This window comes from Microvirga sp. Mcv34, assembly GCF_024519725.1.
Classification (GTDB): domain Bacteria; phylum Pseudomonadota; class Alphaproteobacteria; order Rhizobiales; family Beijerinckiaceae; genus Microvirga.
Window position 1 is genome coordinate 158651 of the sequence record NZ_JALJRK010000005.1, and the last position, 20392, is coordinate 179042.

21 protein-coding genes are annotated in these 20392 nt (G+C 64.5%); 10 read left to right on the plus strand and 11 right to left on the minus strand.

Going from position 1 to position 20392, the window contains the following annotated elements; genetic code table 11:
- Positions 1-21: 21 nt before the first annotated feature.
- The 4 genes from OC446_RS05100 to OC446_RS05115 all read left to right on the plus strand — a co-directional run bounded on the left by OC446_RS05100 (position 22) and on the right by OC446_RS05115 (position 3835).
- On the plus strand, positions 22-1062 hold the full coding sequence (locus tag OC446_RS05100) for a zinc-dependent alcohol dehydrogenase family protein (protein WP_262027963.1): 1041 nt from the start codon (positions 22-24) through the stop codon (positions 1060-1062).
- A 104-nt stretch (positions 1063-1166) separates the two neighbouring features.
- Positions 1167-2261 carry an ATP phosphoribosyltransferase regulatory subunit gene (locus OC446_RS05105; protein ID WP_262027964.1) on the plus strand — a complete coding sequence of 365 codons (1095 nt, stop codon included), beginning with the start codon at positions 1167-1169 and terminating at the stop codon, positions 2259-2261.
- A complete protein-coding gene (gene hisG, locus OC446_RS05110) occupies positions 2261-3235 on the plus strand; it encodes an ATP phosphoribosyltransferase (protein WP_262027965.1) in 975 nt (324 codons plus the stop codon). Before OC446_RS05105 ends, hisG begins: the two co-directional genes overlap by 1 nt.
- Before the next feature lie 120 nt (positions 3236-3355).
- A complete protein-coding gene (locus OC446_RS05115) occupies positions 3356-3835 on the plus strand; it encodes an META domain-containing protein (RefSeq protein ID WP_262027966.1) in 480 nt (159 codons plus the stop codon).
- Between the two features lie 211 nt (positions 3836-4046).
- On the opposite strand, the gene OC446_RS05120 is transcribed toward OC446_RS05115, so the two are convergent.
- A complete protein-coding gene (locus OC446_RS05120) occupies positions 4047-6143 on the minus strand; it encodes an ABC transporter ATP-binding protein/permease (protein WP_262027967.1) in 2097 nt (698 codons plus the stop codon).
- 264 nt (positions 6144-6407) lie between these two features.
- On the opposite strand from OC446_RS05120, the gene OC446_RS05125 reads away from it, so the two are divergent.
- From OC446_RS05125 to OC446_RS05140, 4 genes are all read left to right on the plus strand, one after another.
- On the plus strand, positions 6408-7502 hold the full coding sequence (locus OC446_RS05125; protein WP_262027968.1) for a methionine ABC transporter ATP-binding protein: 1095 nt from the start codon (positions 6408-6410) through the stop codon (positions 7500-7502).
- Positions 7492-8157 (plus strand): methionine ABC transporter permease, encoded by a 666-nt coding sequence (locus tag OC446_RS05130; RefSeq protein ID WP_262027969.1) that lies wholly within the window; start codon positions 7492-7494, stop codon positions 8155-8157. The genes OC446_RS05125 and OC446_RS05130 overlap by 11 nt, the downstream gene beginning before the upstream one ends.
- Positions 8158-8190: 33 nt before the next feature.
- Entirely contained in the window at positions 8191-8979 is a 789-nt protein-coding gene (locus OC446_RS05135) for a MetQ/NlpA family ABC transporter substrate-binding protein (RefSeq protein ID WP_262027970.1), read from the plus strand.
- Positions 8980-9169: 190 nt separating this feature from the next.
- Positions 9170-10198, plus strand: a complete 1029-nt coding sequence (locus tag OC446_RS05140) for an ABC transporter substrate-binding protein (RefSeq protein ID WP_262027971.1) — start codon at positions 9170-9172, stop codon at positions 10196-10198.
- 51 nt (positions 10199-10249) lie between these two features.
- Here OC446_RS05140 and OC446_RS05145 read toward each other — a convergent pair whose 3' ends face one another.
- A complete protein-coding gene (locus OC446_RS05145; RefSeq protein ID WP_410055007.1) occupies positions 10250-11329 on the minus strand; it encodes a flavodoxin family protein in 1080 nt (359 codons plus the stop codon).
- A 263-nt stretch (positions 11330-11592) separates the two neighbouring features.
- Between OC446_RS05145 and OC446_RS05150 the strand changes: the two genes are divergently transcribed.
- On the plus strand, positions 11593-12420 hold the full coding sequence (locus OC446_RS05150) for an aldo/keto reductase (RefSeq protein ID WP_262027972.1): 828 nt from the start codon (positions 11593-11595) through the stop codon (positions 12418-12420).
- Positions 12421-12435: 15 nt separating this feature from the next.
- Here the strand turns inward: OC446_RS05150 and OC446_RS05155 are convergent, their stop codons facing one another.
- The 5 genes from OC446_RS05155 to OC446_RS05175 form a co-directional block, all read right to left on the minus strand.
- Complete coding sequence (locus OC446_RS05155) at positions 12436-13242, minus strand: anti-sigma factor family protein (protein ID WP_262027973.1); 807 nt, start codon at positions 13240-13242, stop codon at positions 12436-12438.
- On the minus strand, positions 13239-13745 hold the full coding sequence (locus tag OC446_RS05160; protein WP_262027974.1) for a sigma-70 family RNA polymerase sigma factor: 507 nt from the start codon (positions 13743-13745) through the stop codon (positions 13239-13241). The genes OC446_RS05155 and OC446_RS05160 overlap by 4 nt, the downstream gene beginning before the upstream one ends.
- Positions 13746-13801: 56 nt before the next feature.
- Positions 13802-14188, minus strand: a complete 387-nt coding sequence (locus OC446_RS05165) for a hypothetical protein (protein WP_262027975.1) — start codon at positions 14186-14188, stop codon at positions 13802-13804.
- A gap of 80 nt (positions 14189-14268) precedes the next feature.
- Positions 14269-14814: a VOC family protein gene (locus OC446_RS05170; RefSeq protein ID WP_262027976.1), complete on the minus strand. Its 546-nt coding sequence runs from the start codon at positions 14812-14814 to the stop codon at positions 14269-14271.
- 75 nt (positions 14815-14889) lie between these two features.
- Complete coding sequence (locus tag OC446_RS05175; protein ID WP_262027977.1) at positions 14890-15363, minus strand: MarR family winged helix-turn-helix transcriptional regulator; 474 nt, start codon at positions 15361-15363, stop codon at positions 14890-14892.
- 100 nt (positions 15364-15463) lie between these two features.
- On the opposite strand from OC446_RS05175, the gene gstA reads away from it, so the two are divergent.
- Positions 15464-16078 (plus strand): glutathione transferase GstA, encoded by a 615-nt coding sequence (gene gstA / locus OC446_RS05180; protein WP_262027978.1) that lies wholly within the window; start codon positions 15464-15466, stop codon positions 16076-16078.
- A 78-nt stretch (positions 16079-16156) separates the two neighbouring features.
- Here the strand turns inward: gstA and OC446_RS05185 are convergent, their stop codons facing one another.
- From OC446_RS05185 to groL, 4 genes are all read right to left on the minus strand, one after another.
- On the minus strand, positions 16157-16984 hold the full coding sequence (locus tag OC446_RS05185; RefSeq protein ID WP_410055008.1) for a hypothetical protein: 828 nt from the start codon (positions 16982-16984) through the stop codon (positions 16157-16159).
- A 160-nt stretch (positions 16985-17144) separates the two neighbouring features.
- Positions 17145-17969, minus strand: coding sequence for an IS5 family transposase (locus OC446_RS05190; RefSeq protein ID WP_262027979.1), 825 nt, complete (start codon positions 17967-17969; stop codon positions 17145-17147).
- A 70-nt stretch (positions 17970-18039) separates the two neighbouring features.
- Positions 18040-18927, minus strand: a complete 888-nt coding sequence (locus OC446_RS05195) for a hypothetical protein (RefSeq protein ID WP_262027980.1) — start codon at positions 18925-18927, stop codon at positions 18040-18042.
- A 120-nt stretch (positions 18928-19047) separates the two neighbouring features.
- Positions 19048-20392, minus strand: a 1345-nt coding sequence (gene groL / locus OC446_RS05200; RefSeq protein ID WP_262027981.1) for a chaperonin GroEL, incomplete at its 5' end; no start/stop codon positions are given.

Below are 20392 nucleotides of genomic sequence, written 5' to 3' on the forward strand. Positions count from 1 at the left end.
GCCGTAGAAGGAATGCCTCCCATGAAAGCGGTTCTCTTCGAGCAGTTCGGCCAGCCGCCGCGCGTGCAGAACGTGCCGGATCCGACGCCCTCGGCGGAAGGGGTCGTGATCAAGGTGGAGGCGACGGGACTGTGCCGGAGCGACTGGCACGGTTGGATGGGGCACGATCCCGACGTGGTGCTGCCGCACGTGCCGGGGCATGAACTGGCCGGCACGGTTCTGGCAACCGGCAGGCAGGTGACGCGCTGGAGAAAAGGCGACCGGGTCACCGTACCGTTCGTGGGCGGCTGCGGGCATTGCCATGAATGCCACTCGGGCAATCACCAGGTCTGCGAGCAGCAGTTCCAGCCGGGCTTCACGGCCTGGGGGTCCTTCGCGGAATATGTGGCGGTCGACTATGCCGACACCAATCTCGTGGCCCTGCCCGACGAACTCGATTTCGCTACCGCCGCAAGCCTCGGCTGCCGCTTCGTCACGTCGTTCCGCGCCATCGTCGACCAGGGCCGCGTCAAGCCCGGCGAATGGGTGGCGGTGCATGGATGCGGGGGCGTGGGCCTTTCGGCTATCATGATCGCCAGTGCCATGGGGGCGAATGTGATCGCCGTCGATCTCACCGACGAGAAGCTCGCCTTCGCCCGGACCATGGGCGCGGTCGCGACCGTCAATGCGCGCGATGCCGCCGACGTGGTCGGCGCGGTGAAGGAGATCACCCGGGGCGGCGCGCATGTGTCCATCGACGCCCTGGGCCATCCGGTGACCTGCTTCAATTCCATCGCGAACCTGCGCCGCCGCGGGCGGCATGTGCAGGTCGGCCTGATGGTGGGAGACCATGCCCGCGCGCAGGTGCCGATGGCGCAGATCATCGCCCACGAGCTGGAGGTCTACGGCAGCCACGGCATGCAGGCCTTCCGCTATCAGGACATGATGGCCATGATCCGCACCGGCAAGCTCGCGCCCCAGAAGCTCGTCGGCCAGCACATCGGTCTCGACGAGGCCCCCGCCGCCCTGATGGCCATGGACCGGTTCGAGGGCTTAGGGATCAGCGTCATCACGCGGTTCTGAGCCTGAACGCGCCTGGCCCGCATTCACCCTTCCGGTCGAAAACAATCGCCTTCCGGGCCACGCATTGGTAGAGAGCATGCCGACATGAGGATTGGGCGACGCCAGTGACGGAGACGGATGCCATTGTTGCGCTGATCGCGCTTTTCGAGCGCGAGGGCTATGCGCGGATCGAGCCGCCGGTGCTGCAGCCGGCGGACGTGTTCATCGACCTTTCGGGCGAGGATATCCGGCGGCGCATGTTCGTGACGCAGGATGCCTCGGGGGCGGAACTGTGCCTGCGGCCCGAATACACGATCCCGGTCTGCCTGCATCATCTCCACCGGCATGGGGCCCAGCCCTCCGGCTATTCCTACGGCGGACCGGTCTTCCGCATGCGCCCGGGCGAGAGCGGCGAGTTTCTGCAGGCGGGCCTCGAATCCATCGGTCGCAAGGACGTCTCGGCGGTCGATGCGGAGATTCTCGCCCTCGCCCTGGACGGCCTCACGCAGTTCGGCGGCCCCGCCCCCATCGTGAAGCTGGGCGACATGGGCTTGCTCCATGCCCTGATCGACGCCTTGGGGATCGCGCCGGCCGCCAAGAGGCGCGTGATCCGGGCCATCGTGTCGGGCCAGGGGCTGGCGAGCCTCGCCGAGCCCGATGGGCCAGGCGCCCAGGAGCACGCGGGCCTTCTCGCCGCCATCGAGGGACAGGCGCCCCAGGCCGCCAAGGCCTTCGTGGAGGACATCCTGTCCATTGCGGGCATTGCCCGGGTCGGCGGACGCAGCGCGGGCGAGATCGCCGAGCGCTTCCTGGCCCGCGCGGCGAACCGGACGGGCCTGCCCGACGACGCCCGGCAGGTGCTGGAGCGCTATCTCACCATCGCGGGCGACCCGGACCAGGCAGCCCATGCGGTGAGGACCCTCGCCAAGGATGCAGGGCTCGATCTCGACGGAGCGCTGAGTCTCTTCGAGGAGCGGACCGGCTTCATGGCGGCCCGGGGGCTCGATGTGAGCACCTTCTCCTTCGCCGCCACCTTCGCCCGCAATCTCGACTACTACACGGGCTTCATCTTCGAGGTGCAGGACCCGCGCCGCGGCGACGGCAAGCCCGTCGTGGGCGGCGGGCGATACGACCACCTGCTCGAGCATCTCGGCGCCGATGCGCCGATCCCGGCGGTTGGCTGCTCCTTCTGGCTCGACCGCATCGTGGGGACACCCTGATGACCGATTCCCCTCTCATTCTGGCCGTTCCCTCCAAGGGGCGCCTGCAGGAGAACGCGGCCGCGTTCTTCGCCAGGGCCGGCCTCGTCTTCACCCAGTCCCGGGGCGCCCGCGACTATCGCGGCACGCTCGCCGGCGTGCCCGACGTGGAGGTCGCCTTCCTGTCGGCGTCCGAGATCGTGAGCCAGCTCGCCAGCGGCACGGCCCATCTCGGCATCACCGGGGAGGACCTGATCCGCGAGCAGATCGCCGACGCGGACGAAACCGTGGAACTGCTCACCCCCTTGGGCTTCGGGCATGCCAACGTGGTGGTCGCCGTGCCTCAGGCCTGGATCGACGTGCGGAGTATGGCCGATCTCGACGAGGTCGCGGCCGATCTTCGCGCGCGCCACGGCACCAAGATGCGGGTCGCGACCAAATACGTGAACCTCACCCGCCGGTTCTTCGCCGACAAAGGCGTGGCCGATTACCGGATCGTCGAGAGCCTGGGCGCCACCGAGGGCGCGCCGGGTGCAGGCTCGGCGGAGCTGATCGTCGACATCACCACAACGGGCGCCACGCTTTCGGCCAACGCCCTGAAGATCCTCGATGACGGCGTGATGCTGCGCTCCGAGGCCAACCTCGTGGCCTCCGCGCGCGCTCCCTGGTCCGACCGTGCCCGGGCCGCCGCCACCGCCGTGCTCACCCGCATCGCCGCCGAGGAAGAGGCCCGCACCAGCCGAGAAGTCCGCGCGGCGCTCGATCCGGCGCGGGCTTCCGCGCTGGTCGCTCTCGCGAAAGAGCATGGGGTGGCCCTCCCTTACGGCAATGCGCTGGGTCGAGAGGTCGTGCTGCATTGCCGGGCCACGACAGTGTTCGAAATCGTGGCAGCCCTGCAGGGCATCGGCGCGCAGGATATTTCAGTCCGGGCTTTCGATTACCTGTTCCGCCCCACCAACGCGCTCACCGAGCGGCTCATGCGGCGGATCGGATAGCGTGATCGTGAACGCGCCTTCACCAAGGCTTCAACCTTGGTGTGCATCTTCGCGGGAGAGAGTTGCCTCAATGCCCAAGGCCTCTTATGGTCCCTGCGCTTTTTTGTAGTAGAGGTTCCGATGAACGCGCTTCGACTTGCGACATGTTTGGTGGCTCTCGCCGCCGTCTCGGGAGCTCATGCCCAGTCGGCAGCAACCCTCGGCCGACCGGTCGGCCCGACCCGTCAGGTGGATAACAAGGTCCCGCAGCCCGGCGAGGGCGGCAAGATGTTCCCGCTGAACTCCTCCTGGGTGGCCGTCAGCCTGAACGGCAAGCCGTTCACCGGCGAGCGTCCGAGCTTCAAGCTCGACGACCAGCTCCGCGCCACCGGCTTCAGCGGTTGCAACACCTACGCCACCGCGGCCTACCCCCTGCGCGAGCAAGGCCTGGCCGTCGGCCCCTTCGCCCTGACGAAGAAGAGCTGCGACAAGTCCACGATGGCCCTCGAGCAGGCCTTCCTTGTGGCGCTCCGTTCCTCGGGCAAATGGGACATCCAGGGCCGCAACCTGATCATCCAGACCCAGAACGGCGGCCGGCTGGTTCTGGAGCGTTCGCTCTGAGGCATTGGGCTCACTGGAATTGAAAAGGCCGGCGTGAAGCCGGCCTTTTTCGTTCGTGCGTCTCGCCAGTCAGGGACTGATCGGTTGCGAGGATGGTACCCGCTACGTCATGGTCAGCCTTGTGCCGGCCATCCCGATACGAGAAAGCTCGACGTCCCATGCAATCGAGATCACCGGCACAAGGCCGGTGATGACGTGAGAGCGCGTCGACCTATTCCGCAGGCTCGGCCTGGCGCAGGTCCACCGGGGTCGAGAGGCCGCTTTCGGTCTTCTTCATGTCGACGCGCCGGTCGTGATAGGCGGAGAGCGTCGAGCGGTGGCCGATGGACACGACGGTCGTGGTTGGCAGCTCCTCCCGGATGATCCGGTAGATCTCCCCTTCTGTGGGCTCGTCGAGGGCGGCCGTCGCCTCGTCCAGGAACAGCCAGTCGGGCTTGGCGAGGAGCGCCCGGGCGACCGCGAGGCGCTGTTGCTCGCCGAGAGAGAGGGTCTGGGCCCAGTTGCGGTCCTCGTCGAGACGCTCCGCGATCTGCGGCAGCCTCGCCGAGCGCAGGGCCTGGGCGATCTGCACGTCGTCATAGGATTCGGCCCTGCCCGGATAGGTGACGGCCTCGCGCAGGGTGCCGATGGGGATATAGGGCCGCTGCGGCAGGAGCATCATGGTCTGCCCCTCGGGCACCAGCACCTGCCCCTCGCCGAAGGGCCAGATCCCGGCGATGGCGCGGAACAGGGTGGATTTGCCCGAGCCCGACGGACCGGTCATCAGCGTGCGCTCGCCCGGATGGAAGGTCAGGGTGTCAGTGTGCATCAGGGCGCTGCCGTCGGGGAGGCGCACATCGAGATCCTTCAGGCGCAGATCCCGGCCGGAGGCTTCGTTCACGGTGAGCTTGCTCTCCCCGCCGACGCGCTGAGCGGACGCGATCGCGCCCTCGAACGTGGTGAGACGGTCGAGCACGGCCTTGTAGTCGGCGAGCGTCGTATAGATCGTGATGAAGTAGGTCAGGGCCGACTCGACCCGCGAGAACGCGCCGACCACCTGCTGCATCTGGCCCAGCGAGATCTTGCCGATGAAGTAATAGGGCGCGGTCAGGATATAGGGCACCACGACGTTGGCCTGGAAATAGGCCGAGGTGAAGGTGTTGAGCTTGATGAGGCGGAATACGATCCGCATGTAGTTGTCGACGATCTGCCCGAACCGCCGTCCGAGGCCCTCCCGTTCGGCCCGCTCGCCGGAGAGAAGCGCCACCTGCTCCGTGTACTCGCGCAGGCGCGCCAGGGAGAAGCGGTAGTTCGCCTCCACGCGCTCCTGCTCGAAGTTGAGGGCGATCAATGGGCGGCCGATGAGATGCGTCACCCAGGTGCCGAGAATGGCATAGCCTGCGCAGACCCAGACCAGCAGGCCGGGGATCTCCACGCTTGTCCCCGGGAAGGTGAAGCCCGCAGAGATCGTCCAGAGGATGGCCACGAAGGACACGAGGGTCGCGGCCTGGTTCATGAGGCCGACGGACAAGGAATAGGTGCTCTCGACGAACTTGCGCAGGTCTTCCGAAATACGCTGGTCCGGGTTGTCGGCGCCCCGGCCCATGATCTGCATCCGATAATGCGTTCCGTCGCCGAGCCACTCGCGCACGTAATAGGTGTTGAGGAAGGCGCGCCAGCGGATGGTGAGCACGTTCTGCAGCAGCACCTCGGTCAGCGCCATGGACACGAACACCGCCGCCAGGGGGGTGAAGATGACGAAGAGCTGGTACCAGAAGGCGGCTGCGTCCTTGGCCTCGAGCGCATTGAACATGTCGCGCGAGAAGAAGCTGAGGCGGACGTTGAGGGCGACCTGGGCGAGGTTGATCGCGATGAGGATTGCGATCATCCAGGTGCCGATGGTGCCTTCGCGGGCCCGCACGAGACCGAGGAACGGAATGCGGATGACGCTGTCGGCCTGGGAATCGAGGTAGCGGTCGGTGATGCGGCAGATGGTGCGGACGACCGGCACATGAGCCAGGCCGTAGATGATCGCCCCGAAGGCGGTGGCGCCAAGCGCGGCCGAAGGCGGCGGGACGTAGCCGGTGTAGTCGCCCGTAATCAGGCCTGCGACGGCCCCGAGGACGAGCAGGACGAGCACGAGATGCGTCGCCGAAAGCATCACGAGGAAGATGCGCAGGAATTTCGGGATGTCCCGCCCGACATACACGATCCCGGCCAGGGCCAGGGTCGAGAGGGGCAGGTAGAACGGAACGGCCACCGCCCCGGACAGGGAGGCTGCCAGCACGCCCAAACCCAGGATTGCCAGCGCAATGCTCGCCTTGATCATACACATCTCCTGCCGAGGTCCCGTTCCCGGCTCCATAGAAATCCGGGAAAGCCGGATCAAGGGTGCTTGTGGCGAAAGAAAGGAGGAACTTCCGCCCTGCGCAAGCGATAGCAGCCTTGTGAGATGAGCGACAGGCCGTTATATGGCCTGCCCCGTTCGGAAAAAGCAGCGCGTCCTGTTTATAGAACGAAAAGGTTGACTTAGAGAACGGGATGTTTCATGTGTCATATCGACATCCCCGACGTCACTGAAGAAGGCGACCCCATGAACGCCCCCCTTGGCTATCTCGGCGAACAGGCCGCCCAGCGCCTGATTCCGGCAGAGCCCATCGTGCGCCTGGAAAAGGTGTCGAAGACCTTCCCCGGCCGTGACGGCCAGCCCGTCACGGCCCTGCAGGAAATCAACCTCGCCGTGCCTCAGGGCTCGATCCTCGGCGTCATCGGCCGCTCGGGCGCCGGCAAGTCAACCCTGATCCGCTTGGTGAACGGGCTGGAGAAGCCGAGCTCCGGCAAGGTGATCGTCGACGGCGCCGATATCGCGGCCCTGCCCGAGGCCGCCCTGCGCCATGCCCGCCGCTCCATCGGCATGATCTTCCAGCACTTCAACCTGCTGTCCTCGCGCACGGCCGCCCAGAACATCGCTCTGCCGCTCGAGGTTGCGGGCTACGACAAAGCCGACATCAGGACCCGAGTCGACGAGCTTCTGGCCCTGGTCGGCCTCTCGGACAAGCGCAACCGCTATCCTTCCGAACTCTCCGGCGGGCAGAAGCAGCGCGTCGGCATCGCCCGCGCGCTCGCCACCAAGCCCAAGGTTCTCCTGTCGGACGAGGCGACCTCGGCCCTCGACCCGGAGACCACCCGGTCGATCCTCGACCTGCTCGGCCGCATCAACGACGAGCTCGGCCTGACCATCCTGCTCATCACCCACGAGATGGCGGTGATCCGCAACATCGCCCGCGAGGTCGCGGTGATCGAAGGCGGGCGCATCGTCGAGCAGGGCGACGTGTTCGAGGTCTTCACCCGGCCGCAGCATGAGGTGACCCGCTCCTTCCTGGCCGACGAGTCCGGCCGCGCGCTGCCACCCTACGTGCAGAGCCGGCTCAAGGCCGAGGCGACGCCGGGCAGCCAGGCCGTCGTCCGCATCGGCTTCCGCGGCCCGCACGCCACGGATCCGGTTCTCGCGCGGCTCGCCCGCGATCTGAACATCGAGACCAACATCCTGTCGGGCTCGGTGGACGAAATCGCAGGGCGGCCCTTCGGTACCCTCGTGGTCGGCGTACCGGAGCAGGCCCTCGCCACCACGCTCGACTTCCTCAACAAGCACGGTCTCGACACGGAGGTCCTCGGCCATGTCGCCTGAGATGATCCGCCTCATCGCCAATTCCACCGGCGAAACCCTCTACATGGTCGCGGTCGCGGCCCTGATCGCCACTCTGTTCGGCCTTCCGCTCGGCGTGTTCCTCGCCACCTCCGGCAAGGGTGAGCTGTTCGCCGCCCCCTGGGTGAACCGCGTGCTCGGCGTCGTGGTCAACGCCACCCGCTCGACGCCCTTCATCATCCTGGTCGTCGCGATCATCCCCTTTACGCGCCTGATCGCCGGCACCTCCATCGGCACCAATGCGGCCATCGTGCCGCTGACCATCGCAGCCACGCCCTTCATCGCGCGCCTCATCGAAGGTGCGATCCGTGAGGTGGATCAGGGGCTGATTGAGGCAGCGCGCGCCTTCGGAGCAAGCCCGATCCAGATCGTGCGCAAGGTGCTGATCCCGGAGGCCCTGCCCGGGATCGTGCTCGGCCTCACGCTCGCGGTCGTGTCGCTCCTCGGCTTCTCGGCCATGGTGGGCGCAGTCGGCGGCGGCGGCCTCGGCGACCTCGGCATCCGCTACGGCTATCAGCGCTTCATGCCCGAGATGATGCTCGCCGTCGTGGTCGTGCTCATTGTCCTCGTCCAGGCCGTACAGAGCATCGGCGACCGCCTCGCCCGCCGTCTCAACAAGCGCATCCGCCACGCCTGATCTTTACCAAGAACATCGTTCAAGGAGTATCCGATGTCCCTCAAGAAACTGGGCCTCGCCGCCCTCTTCTCGCTCGCCGCCCTGCCGGCTCTCGCGCAGCAGACGCAGACCATCCGCATCGGCGCTACGCCCGGCCCGCATGCGCAGATCCTCGAAGCCGTGAAGCCCATTGCGGCGAAGAAGGGCCTCGACCTTAAGATCGTCGAGTTCTCCGACTACGTGGTGCCGAACACGGCTCTGGCTGGCGGCGACATCGAGGCGAACTCGTTCCAGAACCAGCCCTATCTCGACAACCAGGTGGCCGACCGTGGCTTCAAGATCGAGAGCGTCGCGCTCACCGTGAACTTCCCGATTGGGATCTACTCGAAGAAGCACAAGAGCCTCGACGCTCTCCCGAACGGCGCAACCATTTCGATTCCGAACGATCCGACCAATGGCGGCCGCGCCTTGATCCTTCTGCAGGACAAGGGGCTGATCAAGCTGAAGGAAGGCACCGGCTACAAGCCGACGCCGCTCGATGTCACGGACAACCCGAAGAAGATCAAGTTCGTCGAGATCGAAGCCGCCCAAGGGCCGCGCGTGCTCGATGACGTGGATGCCTCGATCATCAACACCAATTATGCGACCTCCGGCGGTCTCGATCCGGTGAAGGACCCCATCGCCCGTGAGAACCCGAAAGGGCCTTACGTGAACATCATCGCAGTGCGCAGCGAAGACAAGGACAAGCCCTGGGTGAAAGCTCTCGTCGAATCCTATCACACCCCCGAGGTGAAGAAGTTCATCGAGGAGACGTTCAAGGGCTCCGTGCTGACCAGCTGGTAAGCGACACATCCTCCACACATCAAGGCCGGGCCTCATGCCCGGCCTTTTTGTTGTTCGCCGTCGATCGAATGAATCCGCACTCGACCAAAGCCTCCTTGACAAAAAAGCCGGCTAAGCTTCCACATCGCAGAGTTCCTTGAAGCACAAAGCGAGCCGGGCCGATGCAGCCCGGCATACGGGAGGAAATCTCATGCGACTGTCATGGCTGGGCCTGGCCCTCACGACGACCCTCTGCGCATCCCCTCTGGCCGCTCAGGCCCAGGCGCCAATCACCATCTACTGCTCCATCCTCGAGGAGCAGTGCCGCGTCGGCGTCGCGGCCTTCGAGAAGGCGACCGGCGCGAAGGCCACGATGGTGCGCAAGAGCACCGGCGAGACCCTGGCGCAGATCCGGGCCGAGGCCTCGAATCCGCGTGCTGACGTGTGGTGGGGCGGTCCGGGCGATTCCCATATCCAGGCGGCCGAGGAAGGGCTAACGGTCGAATACAAGTCGCCCGAACTGCCGGAGCTGCACGATTGGGCGCAGCGCTTCGCCGAGCAGGCCGGCTACCGCGCGACGGGAACTTATCTCGGCGCCCTCGGCATCGGCTACAACACGAAGGTGCTCGAAAGCCGCGGCCTGCCAGAGCCGAAATGCTGGGCGGATCTGCTCGATCCGAAATACCGCGACGAGGTGCAGGTCTCGGATCCGAACTCCTCCGGCACCGCCTATGTCTTCCTGGCCTCGCTGGTTCAGCTGATGGGTGAGGACAAGGCCTTCGACTACATGAAAAGCCTGCACAAGAACGTCAATCAATACACCAAGTCTGGCGCGGCCCCGGTCAAGGCCGTGGCGTTGGGCGAAACCGGAATCGCCATCGCGTTCATGCACGACATGGTGACGATGATCGCCGAAGGTGCCCCGGTCAAAACGCTCGCTCCCTGCGAGGGCACGGGCTACGAGACCGGCTCCATCTCCGTCGTGAAGGGCGGCAAGAACACGGAAACGGCGCAGAAGTTCGTCGATTGGGCGCTCTCGGCCGAAGCGCAGAAGCTCGTGGGCGCGGACCTGAAGATCTACTCCATCGCGTCCAACAAGAACGCGCCGGTTTCACCGGATGCGCCGAAGCTCTCGGAGATGAAGCTGATCAACTACGACACGGCCAAATACGGCTCCGTGGCGGAGCGGACGCGCCTGCTCAAGAAGTGGGACGCCGAGGTCAAGTCGGCTCCTAAATAGAGCCGATCTTACGAACCCTCTCGAAGGGCCGGGCGGCATGGCCCGGCCCTTTCATTTCTGGCGCGGCTCCTTGAGGCTGTTGCCGGCGGAGACGAGTTTCCCCTCCCGCTTCGCCGTGACCGCTTCCAGCAGCGTCCAGGCGGCGTTACGCACCTCATCCTGCACGGCCTGATCCCGGTCGAGTTCCTCGTGGCTGGTGGCGTAGGGCTTCCAATAACCGATATAGCGCTCGAATTCCGCCGCTCCTCCGGCGGGCTCGAGATCCATGGCGCGCAGCCAGTCGGACAGGCTGCGGCGGACGCCGCCTGCGCCCTCCGCATCGCCGTGGACGATGACGGAGAAGATCCGCCCCTCCAGGTGCTTGGGATAATCCCAGCCTTTCAACTCGAGACCTTTCGCGAGATCCGTCTCCTTGCCCTGCGTCGACGTCGGATCAGGATTGCCGCCATCGGCGCAGACGAGCCGGTCCATCATCAGCTTCAGGGGCGAGGTGACCTGATACCAGTTCACAGGCGTGATGATCATGACCCCGTGGGCCTCGACCCATTTCGGGTAGATGTCGTTCATCCAGTCCTGCGTCTGTCCGAGCGAATAGTTGGGGTAGCAGGAACAAGGCCAGTGGCACAAAGCGGCCGCCGTGGAGAAGCAGGCCTTGCAGGGATGGATATGGCGGCCGTACTCCGCCGTGAGACGGCTCAGCTCCAGCACTTCGACCTCGGTGTTTCCGGCGCTGGCGAGAACCTCGCGGGCGATCTCCACGAGACGATAGCTCTTGGACATCTCGCCTGGACAGGTGTGTTCGCTGCGCGACGAGGCCGAGATCAGGAGAAACCGGGATGGAGCCTTCGGATCCTCGTGCCGCTTCTGCGCGAGGTCGATCGCCTCCCTGGCGGCGATCCAGTCGACCGCGAGATCGTAATCCGGATCCGCGAAGCCCGGGCCGGCCTTGCGGGTCTTGGGGCTTTTCCTGTGATGGCTGTAGGCATCCCAGGCCGCATCGGCGATCCGCTGAAGCTCGCCGGCCAGCGGCTCGTAGGCGGGGTCCTGAAACTGCTGGAGAAAGCGCTTGCGGAACTCGGCCTGATCGAGGGTCGGATCGGGCGTACCCTTCCGGGCTTCTGGAACGGACAATGCGAGCTCCTGCATCGAGAGAAGATGTGCCAAGCTTGCAACGCGGGGTCGCTATGCCGGTTCCGGCATGGCGCCGGACCGAGGCGATCACTATTTGATGATTCCCAACCCGAAGCATCGGGCCCGACAGTGGATTGCGCTTTCGGGATCCTATGCGATGCTTCACTCATTGAACAGAGCATCGTCCTTGCGGGAAAGTGGACCTGGTTTTCCGCGCGATGCGCCAGCCGACTTCTCCCGCCGCACCATCAATGGAGCCGTCTATGCCGACCATACCCACTGTCCGCCTGAATGATGGAATCGCCATGCCGCAACTCGGCTACGGCGTCTGGCGGGTCTCCAACGAGGAAGCCGCGAGCGTTGTCGGCGAAGCCATCAAGGCCGGATACCGCTCCATCGATACGGCCACCATCTACGGCAACGAAGAAGGCGTGGGGCAGGCCATCAAGGCCGCGCCCGTCTCGCGCGAGGAGCTCTTCATCACCACGAAGGTGTGGAACGACCGTCACGGCTACGACAACACCCTCCGGGCCTTCGACGAGAGCCTCGCGCGCCTCGGGCTCGATCATGTCGATCTCTATCTCATTCACTGGCCGGTCGCAGGCAGCGAAGCCTATCTCGACACGTGGCGCGCGCTGATCCAGCTGAAGCAGGATGGCCGCGCGAAATCCATCGGCGTGTCGAACTTCATGGTGCCGCATCTGCAGCGGCTGATCGGCGAGACCGGCGTGACGCCGTCCGTCAACCAGATCGAACTGCATCCGGGCTTCCAGCAGAAGGAACTGCGCGAGTTCCATGCCGCGAACGGAATCGCCACCGAGGCCTGGAGCCCGCTCGGCCAGGGAACGATCCTGGAGAACGAAGAGCTCGTCGCCCTGGCGCGCAAGTACGACAAAACGCCGGCTCAGGTCATTCTTCGGTGGCATCTGGACAACGGGTTCATCGCAATCCCGAAGTCCGTCACGCCGTCCCGCATCCGCGAGAACCTCGACATCTTCGATTTCTCTCTGGATGCGGATGCGATGCGCGCGATCGCCGGTCTCGACGATGCCTCCGGCCGCGTCGGTCCCGACCCGGCCGTGTTCGGCTGACGGATACGACGAACGCTACAGGCGGCCCTTCGCGGGGTCGCCTGCAGTCTCGAACTGCTTATAGATCGCTTCGGCGATGGGCAGGAGCTGCGCGCGGTCGGCTTTCGCCGTGACCACGTAGGACAGGCCGTTCTCGATCCAGGAGAACGCCGAGACGCCGTCCCGCTCCTCGAACTGGAACGACGTCTGCGCATCATCGCCCGAGCGCGCGTAGAGCGTCAGGCGGTTTCCGCCTCCGTTCTCGTACATGAAGAGCGCCGCCGCCTCCCCGCTGTCGGGCAACAGCCGCCCGCCGATGAGGCGGTAACCCTGGGCGTTCAGGTTCGGCGCCGTCAGCGGCTTGCCCACGCGGCGCGAGAGCCATTGCACGAGATGCGCCTCCTGCTCGGCGGGAACCTCCACGGGGTGCAGCCGCTCGCTGACATAGATGCGATGCGCCGCGATGGCGTTGTCGGCAACGCTCACGGCCTCTGCCTGCCTCTGCGCGCGTGACGCCCACCAGACGCCGCCCCAGGCTCCCAGGACGCCCCCGATGGCGAGCCACGTCAGAACGGCGGCGAATGCCGCGGGACGCCACAGCGGGGAGCGGCGGCGCGCCGCCACGAGATTGGCGACGCGCAGGCGCGAGGGAATCGGCTCCCGTGCCTTGAAGGCCAGTCGCGCACGCAGGGCTTCACGGAGCTCGATCTCGCGTTCGACCTGTTCGGCCGTCGCAGGGTGCTCGGCGAGATACGCCTTCACCGCCTCGCGTCGCGGCGGCGGGAGCCTTCCGTCCACGAAGGCCTGCAGGTCGTCTTCTCCGATGGGTCGCTCGCCCGTCACTTCACTCTCCTCAAGACGGCGCTGCGCCCGTTCTCCATGAATTCCCTCAGGCGCGCCCGCGCGCGGCTCAGGCGGGACATCACCGTGCCGAGCGGAATGCCCAGCACCTGCGCGGCCTGCTCGTAGGACAGGTCCTCGACGCCGATCAGCAGCAGGATGGAGCGCTGCTCCTCGGGCAGAGCATCGAGCCCCCTCAGAACGTCGTGAAGGCCCGCATGGCTTTCAGGGCTCATGTCGGGCGCCTGAACGTCGTTCAGCGCCTCCTCTCCCACATGCATTCCACGCACCTTGCGCTGGCGCAGGGCGTTGATGAACAGGTTGCGCTGGATCGCGAAGAGCCAGGCCCGCAGATCGCCGTCGCGCCGCTGGTGCCAGCGGCTGATGGCGCGTTCCAGGGTATCCTGGACGAGATCGTCCGCCGCCTCGTCGTCGCGCAGAAGGGCCCAGGCATAGCGGCGCAGGCCCGGAATCTGCGGTTCGAGAAGGGTCGCGATCTCGTCCAAGGTCAAGTCTCGGTTGGCGGCATCATTGAACGATGAACCGGGACATCCGGCAACATTTACGGCGTCGCGACATGCCAGACATTGTTGACGCCGTCCCCAGTGACCTCGCCGGGCTTGGTGTCCTTGACCCAGAGATAGAGCGGCTTGCCCTTGTAGGCCCATTGCTTGGAGCCGTCGTCGCGTGTCACCACGCTCCAGTCGCCCGAGGCGGCGGCACCGCCAGCGGCCATGAGAGGCGGCCAGTTCTGCGCGCATTGGCCGTTGCAGGCGGACTTCCCGGCCGAGTCGCGGTCGAAGGTATAGAGGGTCATGCCCTTGGCATCGACGAGAGCCTTGCCCTTGCTCGTATCCGCCACCTTCGCGGGGGCGGCGGTCTGGGCGAGGGCGGCGGATGCGGCGATCAGGGCTCCGGCCAGAATGGCCGGACGCAGAAGCGGCTTCATGGGTGTCCTCCTTGAGGTCGACGATGACCACGTCTCAGAGACACGCCACACCCGGCCTTATTCCCGGACCCGAGCCTTTTTTACCGTCCCATCGCGTTGAAGCCGCTCTCGTCGATGGGCTCGCGCAGCTCGATGCGATGGCGGCCATTGTCGCGGACCTGCGCCGTCCGGAAGCGTCCGTCGAGCTCGTCCTCGGGGGCTTGAAGGATGTCGACTCCGGCCTTGCGCAGGCGAGAAACCTCCTTGTCCACATCGGGGACGAGAAGACTGATCACCGGCAGCCGCGTGACCGCGACGTCGCCCGTGGCGCCAGGATCCTGATCCTGCTGCAGCAGGTGATCGACCTCGGTCACTTCCAGGAGGAAGCCGCTGCGCTCCAGAACGGCCCTGCGCCCCTGGACGAAGTTCTCCGAGCCGATCAACCGGAACCCGAGCTTGTCCTGATACCAGCTCAAGGTCTCGTCGAAGTCCGGCGTTCGGATCGAAGTCGAGCTGGGCCGCGAGACCGGAGACGGCTGCGCCTGAACCGAAGACAGGCTCGGGATGACGGCCGCAGCGAGGATGAGACCCAGGCTGGCCAGAATGCTGCGCAGCGATCTGGTGGAGAGTGAGCAACAGCGTTTCACCGGAGATCCCTCGTCGGCTGGAACTTAGCCGTCTTCTCTCATGAACGCCCTGCGGTCCAGATCGTTCGTAAAAGCTCAGGTATGCTCGGAGGGCATCAGCTTCAGCAGCAGGGCCGCCAGCTGCTCCGCCTCCCCTTCGGAGAGCTTCCCGCCGACGGAGCGGCTGATGGCCGGTCCGTAGACGCCCCACATGCGCCGCTGGAGCGCCCGCCCCTCCTCCGTGATCTCGACAAGCTGGCGCCGCCTGTCTCCGGGAAACGGAATGCGGCGCACGAGACCGTCCGTCTCCAGCCGGTCGAGGAGACGGGACAGGTTGTACTGCTCGAAGAGCACCGCATCCTCGATCTCCCGCGGCGAGGCCCGTCCGTCAGGCCGGCGCTTCAGGTGCAGGAGAACATCGTACCAGGTCAGGGGCGGGAAACCGGCACCTTTCATGTCCGCCTCGATCCGGCCGACCACCTCCCGCTGCGCCCTGATCAGGCGGACCCAGGCATCGGTCACGGCATCCGACGGTTCCTGCACTTCTTGCGCCACGGCAAAGCCTCTCATGCTTCTATGCAATTGCATCATGTTTGACATTTCGATGCAAGTGCATATGAATATTCATGCAGATGCATGAAATTGTTCACCCGCTGCCAAGGACCGTCCCATGAAGCTCTACTACACCCCCGGCGCCTGCTCGCTCGCTCCGCACATCGTGGCCCGTGAGGCCGGCCTGCCCGTCACCCTCGTGAAGGTCGACCTCGCGAAGCATCTCACCGAGACCGGCGAGAACTTCCGCGCCATCAACCCCAAGGGGTATGTGCCGGCCATCGCCCTGCAGGACGGCTCCCTGCTCACCGAGGCAGCTGCGATCATCCAGTATCTCGCCGACCAGCAGCCCGGCACGGGCCTTGCCCCGGCGAACGGCACCACGGAGCGCTACCGCCTGATCGAGTGGCTCACCTTCATCAGCTCCGAGATCCACAAGGGCTTCGGCCCACTCTGGAACCCCTCCACGCCGGATGCCACGAAGGCGGCCACGAAGGACCGTCTCGCCACCCGCTTCGCCTATCTTGACGAAGTCCTGGGCAAGCAGCCCTTCCTGATGGGCGAGACCTTCACGATCGCCGACGCCTATCTCTTCACGGTCGTGAACTGGACGAACTTCCACGCCATCGACATCTCGTCCTTCAAGAACCTGAGCGCCTTCATGGCCCGCGTGGCCGAGCGTCCCAAGGTGCAGGAAGCGCTCGTGGCCGAAGGCCTGAAGCAGGCGGCGTAAGTTTTTAGCGAAAGCCCAAATGAAAAGGCCCCGGAGGAAACTCCGGGGCTTTTTGATGTGAGCACGGTCTGGTCAGGGTCACATGATGAAGATGTCATCCGCCATCAGCAGCGTCCCTGCCTTCAACTGGGCGAACTTGATCGCGGCGTATTTCGTGCCCGTGCCGTCCGCATCGTAGGACAGGGTGCCGGTCTTGTCGTTGTAGATGATGCGGTCGCTTCTGTCGTGCGCCTGTGCGCCGATCCAGAACGCACCCTTGGTCAGCATGCCCTTCTGGATCTTCGCGAACACTGCCTTCGACAGGCTGATCGAGTCGTCGGCGTGCTCGAAATCCGTAATCAGGTCCACGTTCTTCGCACCCAGCTTGCCGCTGAACGCAAACGTGTCCTGCCCGTCGCCGCCGGTCAGCGTGTCGTTGCCGAGGCCGCCGTTGAGATAATCGTGGCCGCTTTCGCCCGCGAAGTTGTCCGCCTTCTTGCCGCCACGGAAGGAGAGATTCTTGGCAGGAGTTAGGATGACTGGCGAAGGCGCAACGGCGGGAAGAGGAGCGGAGGCATCCACGGGCATGGACGGCGTCCCCGGCGTCGGAACGAATGGTCCTGTCGGATTGGGAGCCGGTGTCGTTGGAGCGGGCGCGGACGCGACCGTCGGCAACGTGAAGATCATGTCGTTGAAGAGTGCGAACTCGACGCCAGTGAGCACATCAACGCTATCACCAGGAAAGCGCGAGTCTACGATGGTTACGGTGCCATTTACATTAAGGGACACTTCATAATCGGAGAACCGGCCCGATAATACGGCGATATCCGTGCCAGCCCCACCGATGAGAGTATCGTTTCCTGACCCACCGTTGAGAATGTCATTGCCACCCTGACCGTCAAGCATGTCATGACCGGCAGCACCCACGAGTATGTTAGCGACGTCGTTGCCGATGAACCTGTCATTGTCCGCGTTGCCGATCAGGTTCTCGATGTTTCGAACCGTGTACCATGCGATATGGCCAACGTTGTTGACCTGCTGCTCCCCGGTGTTTCTCAGAGTCTGACTCAGAAAGACGGGTTTGATTTCAGGGTCTTGCGAGCCGCCTCGTCAGCATCCGGATATGGGCGATAAAGGTCCAGGCGACGGCACTCTCGATAGAGGCTTCAAAGTCCTTGGCCAGATGACGGCAGCGTCCAATCCAGGCGAATGTCCGCTCCACAACCCACCGGCACTTGAGCACCTTAAAGCCTTTGGCCGCATCCGAGCGTTTGATGATCTCGATCGTCCAGCGTCCGAGAGTGGCGATCGCGTCGCGCAACTTGTCGCCCGCATAGCCGCCATCGGCAAAGACATGGCGCAGCCAGGGATACAGCGCCCGGATGGAGGTGAGCACCTCCACCGCACCATCCCGGTCCTGGATGTCGGCGGTATGGACCCTCAGCCCGACCAGATGGCCTTGCGTGTCGGTGATGATGTGGCGCTTGCGCCCCTTGATCTTCTTGCCGGCATCAAAGCCGCGCGGACCGCCGCTTTCCGTGGTCTTGACCGACTGGCTGTCAATCACGCCGGCCGAGGGGCTCACGTCACGGCCGTCCTTCTCGCGCGAGGCCGCCACGAGAGCATGGTTGATCCGCTCGAAGGTGCCGTCCCGTGACCAGGCATAGAAATAGCCCTGCACGGTCGAATACGGCGGAAACTCCTTGGGCAACTGGCGCCACTGGCAACCGGTCGAGGCGAGATAGAGGATGGCCTCGACCACGGCCCGCAGGCAGGTGATGCGAGGACGCCCGATCTGCCGGGCGGCGGGCATGAAGGGTTCGATCAGCGCCCATTCGGCATCGGTGAGGTTGCTTGCATAGCGCAGCCCGTCTCGCCGATACTGTCGGCGAGTGGCCTCGGTCCAAACCATCGTGAACTCCATCGAATCTTCGCAAATCCGACGGAATCACAGGGGCTTGAGGCCACTCAACCTTTTTCAGTCAGTCTCTCAGATCGATGGAAATCGGAACGCCATACTGATAATTCTCCCAGGCAAATTTCAGCATATCGATGCCCTCGCCGCCATCGATGAAGTTATGACCGCCGTCACCATAGAACGTTTCTGAACCGTCACCGCCATAGGCGATATCGTCGCCTTTGCCGAGGTTGATGACGCCGCTGACCGTTCCGCCTCGGCCGTCGTAAACGTCCTTGCCATCGAAAAGGAAGATATCTCCGCCGATATGCCCCTGGTTCCTGATGATTGTTTGACCGTGTGAAACTCCGAAAATGGCCTCGTTGACTCCGGCTCCGCTTTTGATGATGCCAGTATTGTTGATGGCGAGTTTTGCGTCTTGGCTGTAAAGAAATCCGAACTCTAAGGCAGCGCCGGCACCTTCTATGGTGCCGGAATTGTTGATGACGATATGAGGAATCTCGGTCGCAGCGCTACCTATCGGTCTCCACTCAATACCAACATTATCACCTTTGATGAGACCCAAATTCGTGATGATTGCCTGAAAACTCTCAATCGAAACTCCGGCGCCCCCTCCCCAAATGTTGCCCGCATTGGATAGGACATTGGCTCCATCCCCCTCCTGACCCCAGGTAAATTCAACACCAAACCGCAAACCCGATAGGATGCCTGCAGCTCCGATCGTTGCCACGCCATGTGTAGAAACTGCCGTTGAATGTGCAGAGACCGTTCCGTCAATGAAGAGAGTAGTGTTACTTCCACCGTTGATGCCATTGGCCCTAAAGCCAAAGGCTTCAATAGAGGCACCTTGGGAGAGAATGACGGTATCGCCTCTCACGAGGTCGAGGGCGTGGTCATAACTATCGTGAGTGGGCGGCAGCGGCCGCGTTTGATCGATCACATAAATAGTCATGAGAGCACCTATCAGATAAGCTCCATATCGTTATTATATTTCATATAACTTGACAACTTTGGACAAAAAAAGCCCCGGAGTTTCCTCCGGGGCTTCTTTATTTCTACTGAAGCGTAGGACTTAGAAGTCCATGCCGCCCATGCCGCCCATGCCGCCGCCCGGCATGGCCGGAGCGGATTCGCGCTTGGGGGCCTCGGCGACCATGGCTTCGGTCGTGACGAGCAGTCCGGCCACGGAAGCCGCGTCCTGCAGAGCCGTGCGGACGACCTTCGCCGGGTCGACGATGCCGGCCTGGAGCATGTCCACGAACTCTTCCGTCTGGGCGTTGAAGCCGAAGGTGTCGGACTTCGCGTTGTCGTTGATCTTGCCGACGACGATCGAGCCTTCCACGCCGGCGTTCTCGGCGATCTGGCGGATCGGAGCCTCGAGGGCGCGCAGCACGATCTTGATGCCGGCCTGAACGTCCGGGTTGTCGGTCGTGAGCTTCGCAACGGCGCCCTTGGCGCGCAGGAGAGCCGTTCCGCCGCCGGGGACGATGCCTTCTTCCACCGCAGCGCGGGTGGCGTTCAGGGCGTCATCAACGCGGTCCTTCTTCTCCTTCACCTCGACCTCGGTCGCGCCGCCGACGCGGATCACCGCGACGCCGCCTGCGAGCTTGGCCAGACGCTCCTGGAGCTTCTCACGGTCGTAGTCCGAGGTGGTCTCCTCGATCTGCGCCTTGATCTGCGACACGCGGGCCTCGATGTCGGCCTTCTGGCCGGCGCCGTCGATGATTGTGGTGTTCTCCTTCTCGATGCGAACGCGCTTGGCGCGGCCGAGCATCGGGAGCTGAACGGTCTCAAGCTTGATGCCGAGGTCTTCGGAGATCGTCTGACCGGCGGTCAGGACGGCGATGTCCTCGAGCATGGCCTTGCGGCGGTCGCCGAAGCCCGGAGCCTTCACGGCGGCGATCTTCAGACCGCCACGGAGCTTGTTGACCACGAGGGTGGCGAGCGCCTCGCCTTCCACGTCCTCGGCGATGATGAGGAGCGGCTTGCCGGTCTGCACCACGGATTCGAGAACCGGCAGCATCGCCTGGAGGCCGGAAAGCTTCTTCTCGTGGATGAGGATGTAGGGATCCTCGAGCTCGGCCACCATCTTCTCGGCGTTCGTGATGAAGTACGGCGAGAGATAGCCGCGGTCGAACTGCATGCCTTCCACGACTTCGAGCTCGGTTTCGAGCGACTTCGCCTCTTCGACGGTGAGCACGCCTTCATTGCCGACCTTCTGCATGGCTTCCGCCAGCATGCGGCCGACCTCGGCATCACCGTTCGCCGAAATGGTGCCGACCTGGGCGATCTCGTCGTTGGAGGTCACCTTCTTGGCGTTCCTCCTGAGATCCGCCACCACGGCCTCGACGGCCATGTCGACGCCGCGCTTGAGGTCCATCGGGTTCATGCCGGCGGCCACCGCCTTGGCGCCCTCG

Excerpts from the sequence above, each read along its gene's own strand:
- OC446_RS05190 (WP_262027979.1), bottom strand. The coding sequence starts at position 17,969 with ATGGTTTGGACCGAGGCCACTCGCCGACAGTATCGGCGAGACGGGCTG.
- OC446_RS05130 (WP_262027969.1), top strand. The coding sequence starts at position 7,492 with ATGTCGCCTGAGATGATCCGCCTCATCGCCAATTCCACCGGCGAAACC.
- OC446_RS05150 (WP_262027972.1), top strand. The coding sequence starts at position 11,593 with ATGCCGACCATACCCACTGTCCGCCTGAATGATGGAATCGCCATGCCG.
- OC446_RS05125 (WP_262027968.1), top strand. The coding sequence starts at position 6,408 with ATGAACGCCCCCCTTGGCTATCTCGGCGAACAGGCCGCCCAGCGCCTG.
- gstA (WP_262027978.1), top strand. The coding sequence starts at position 15,464 with ATGAAGCTCTACTACACCCCCGGCGCCTGCTCGCTCGCTCCGCACATC.
- OC446_RS05100 (WP_262027963.1), top strand. The coding sequence starts at position 22 with ATGAAAGCGGTTCTCTTCGAGCAGTTCGGCCAGCCGCCGCGCGTGCAG.
- OC446_RS05140 (WP_262027971.1), top strand. The coding sequence starts at position 9,170 with ATGCGACTGTCATGGCTGGGCCTGGCCCTCACGACGACCCTCTGCGCA.
- OC446_RS05175 (WP_262027977.1), bottom strand. The coding sequence starts at position 15,363 with ATGAGAGGCTTTGCCGTGGCGCAAGAAGTGCAGGAACCGTCGGATGCC.
- OC446_RS05120 (WP_262027967.1), bottom strand. The coding sequence starts at position 6,143 with ATGATCAAGGCGAGCATTGCGCTGGCAATCCTGGGTTTGGGCGTGCTG.
- OC446_RS05165 (WP_262027975.1), bottom strand. The coding sequence starts at position 14,188 with ATGAAGCCGCTTCTGCGTCCGGCCATTCTGGCCGGAGCCCTGATCGCC.
- OC446_RS05195 (WP_262027980.1), bottom strand. The coding sequence starts at position 18,927 with ATGACTATTTATGTGATCGATCAAACGCGGCCGCTGCCGCCCACTCAC.
- hisG (WP_262027965.1), top strand. The coding sequence starts at position 2,261 with ATGACCGATTCCCCTCTCATTCTGGCCGTTCCCTCCAAGGGGCGCCTG.
- OC446_RS05115 (WP_262027966.1), top strand. The coding sequence starts at position 3,356 with ATGAACGCGCTTCGACTTGCGACATGTTTGGTGGCTCTCGCCGCCGTC.
- OC446_RS05135 (WP_262027970.1), top strand. The coding sequence starts at position 8,191 with ATGTCCCTCAAGAAACTGGGCCTCGCCGCCCTCTTCTCGCTCGCCGCC.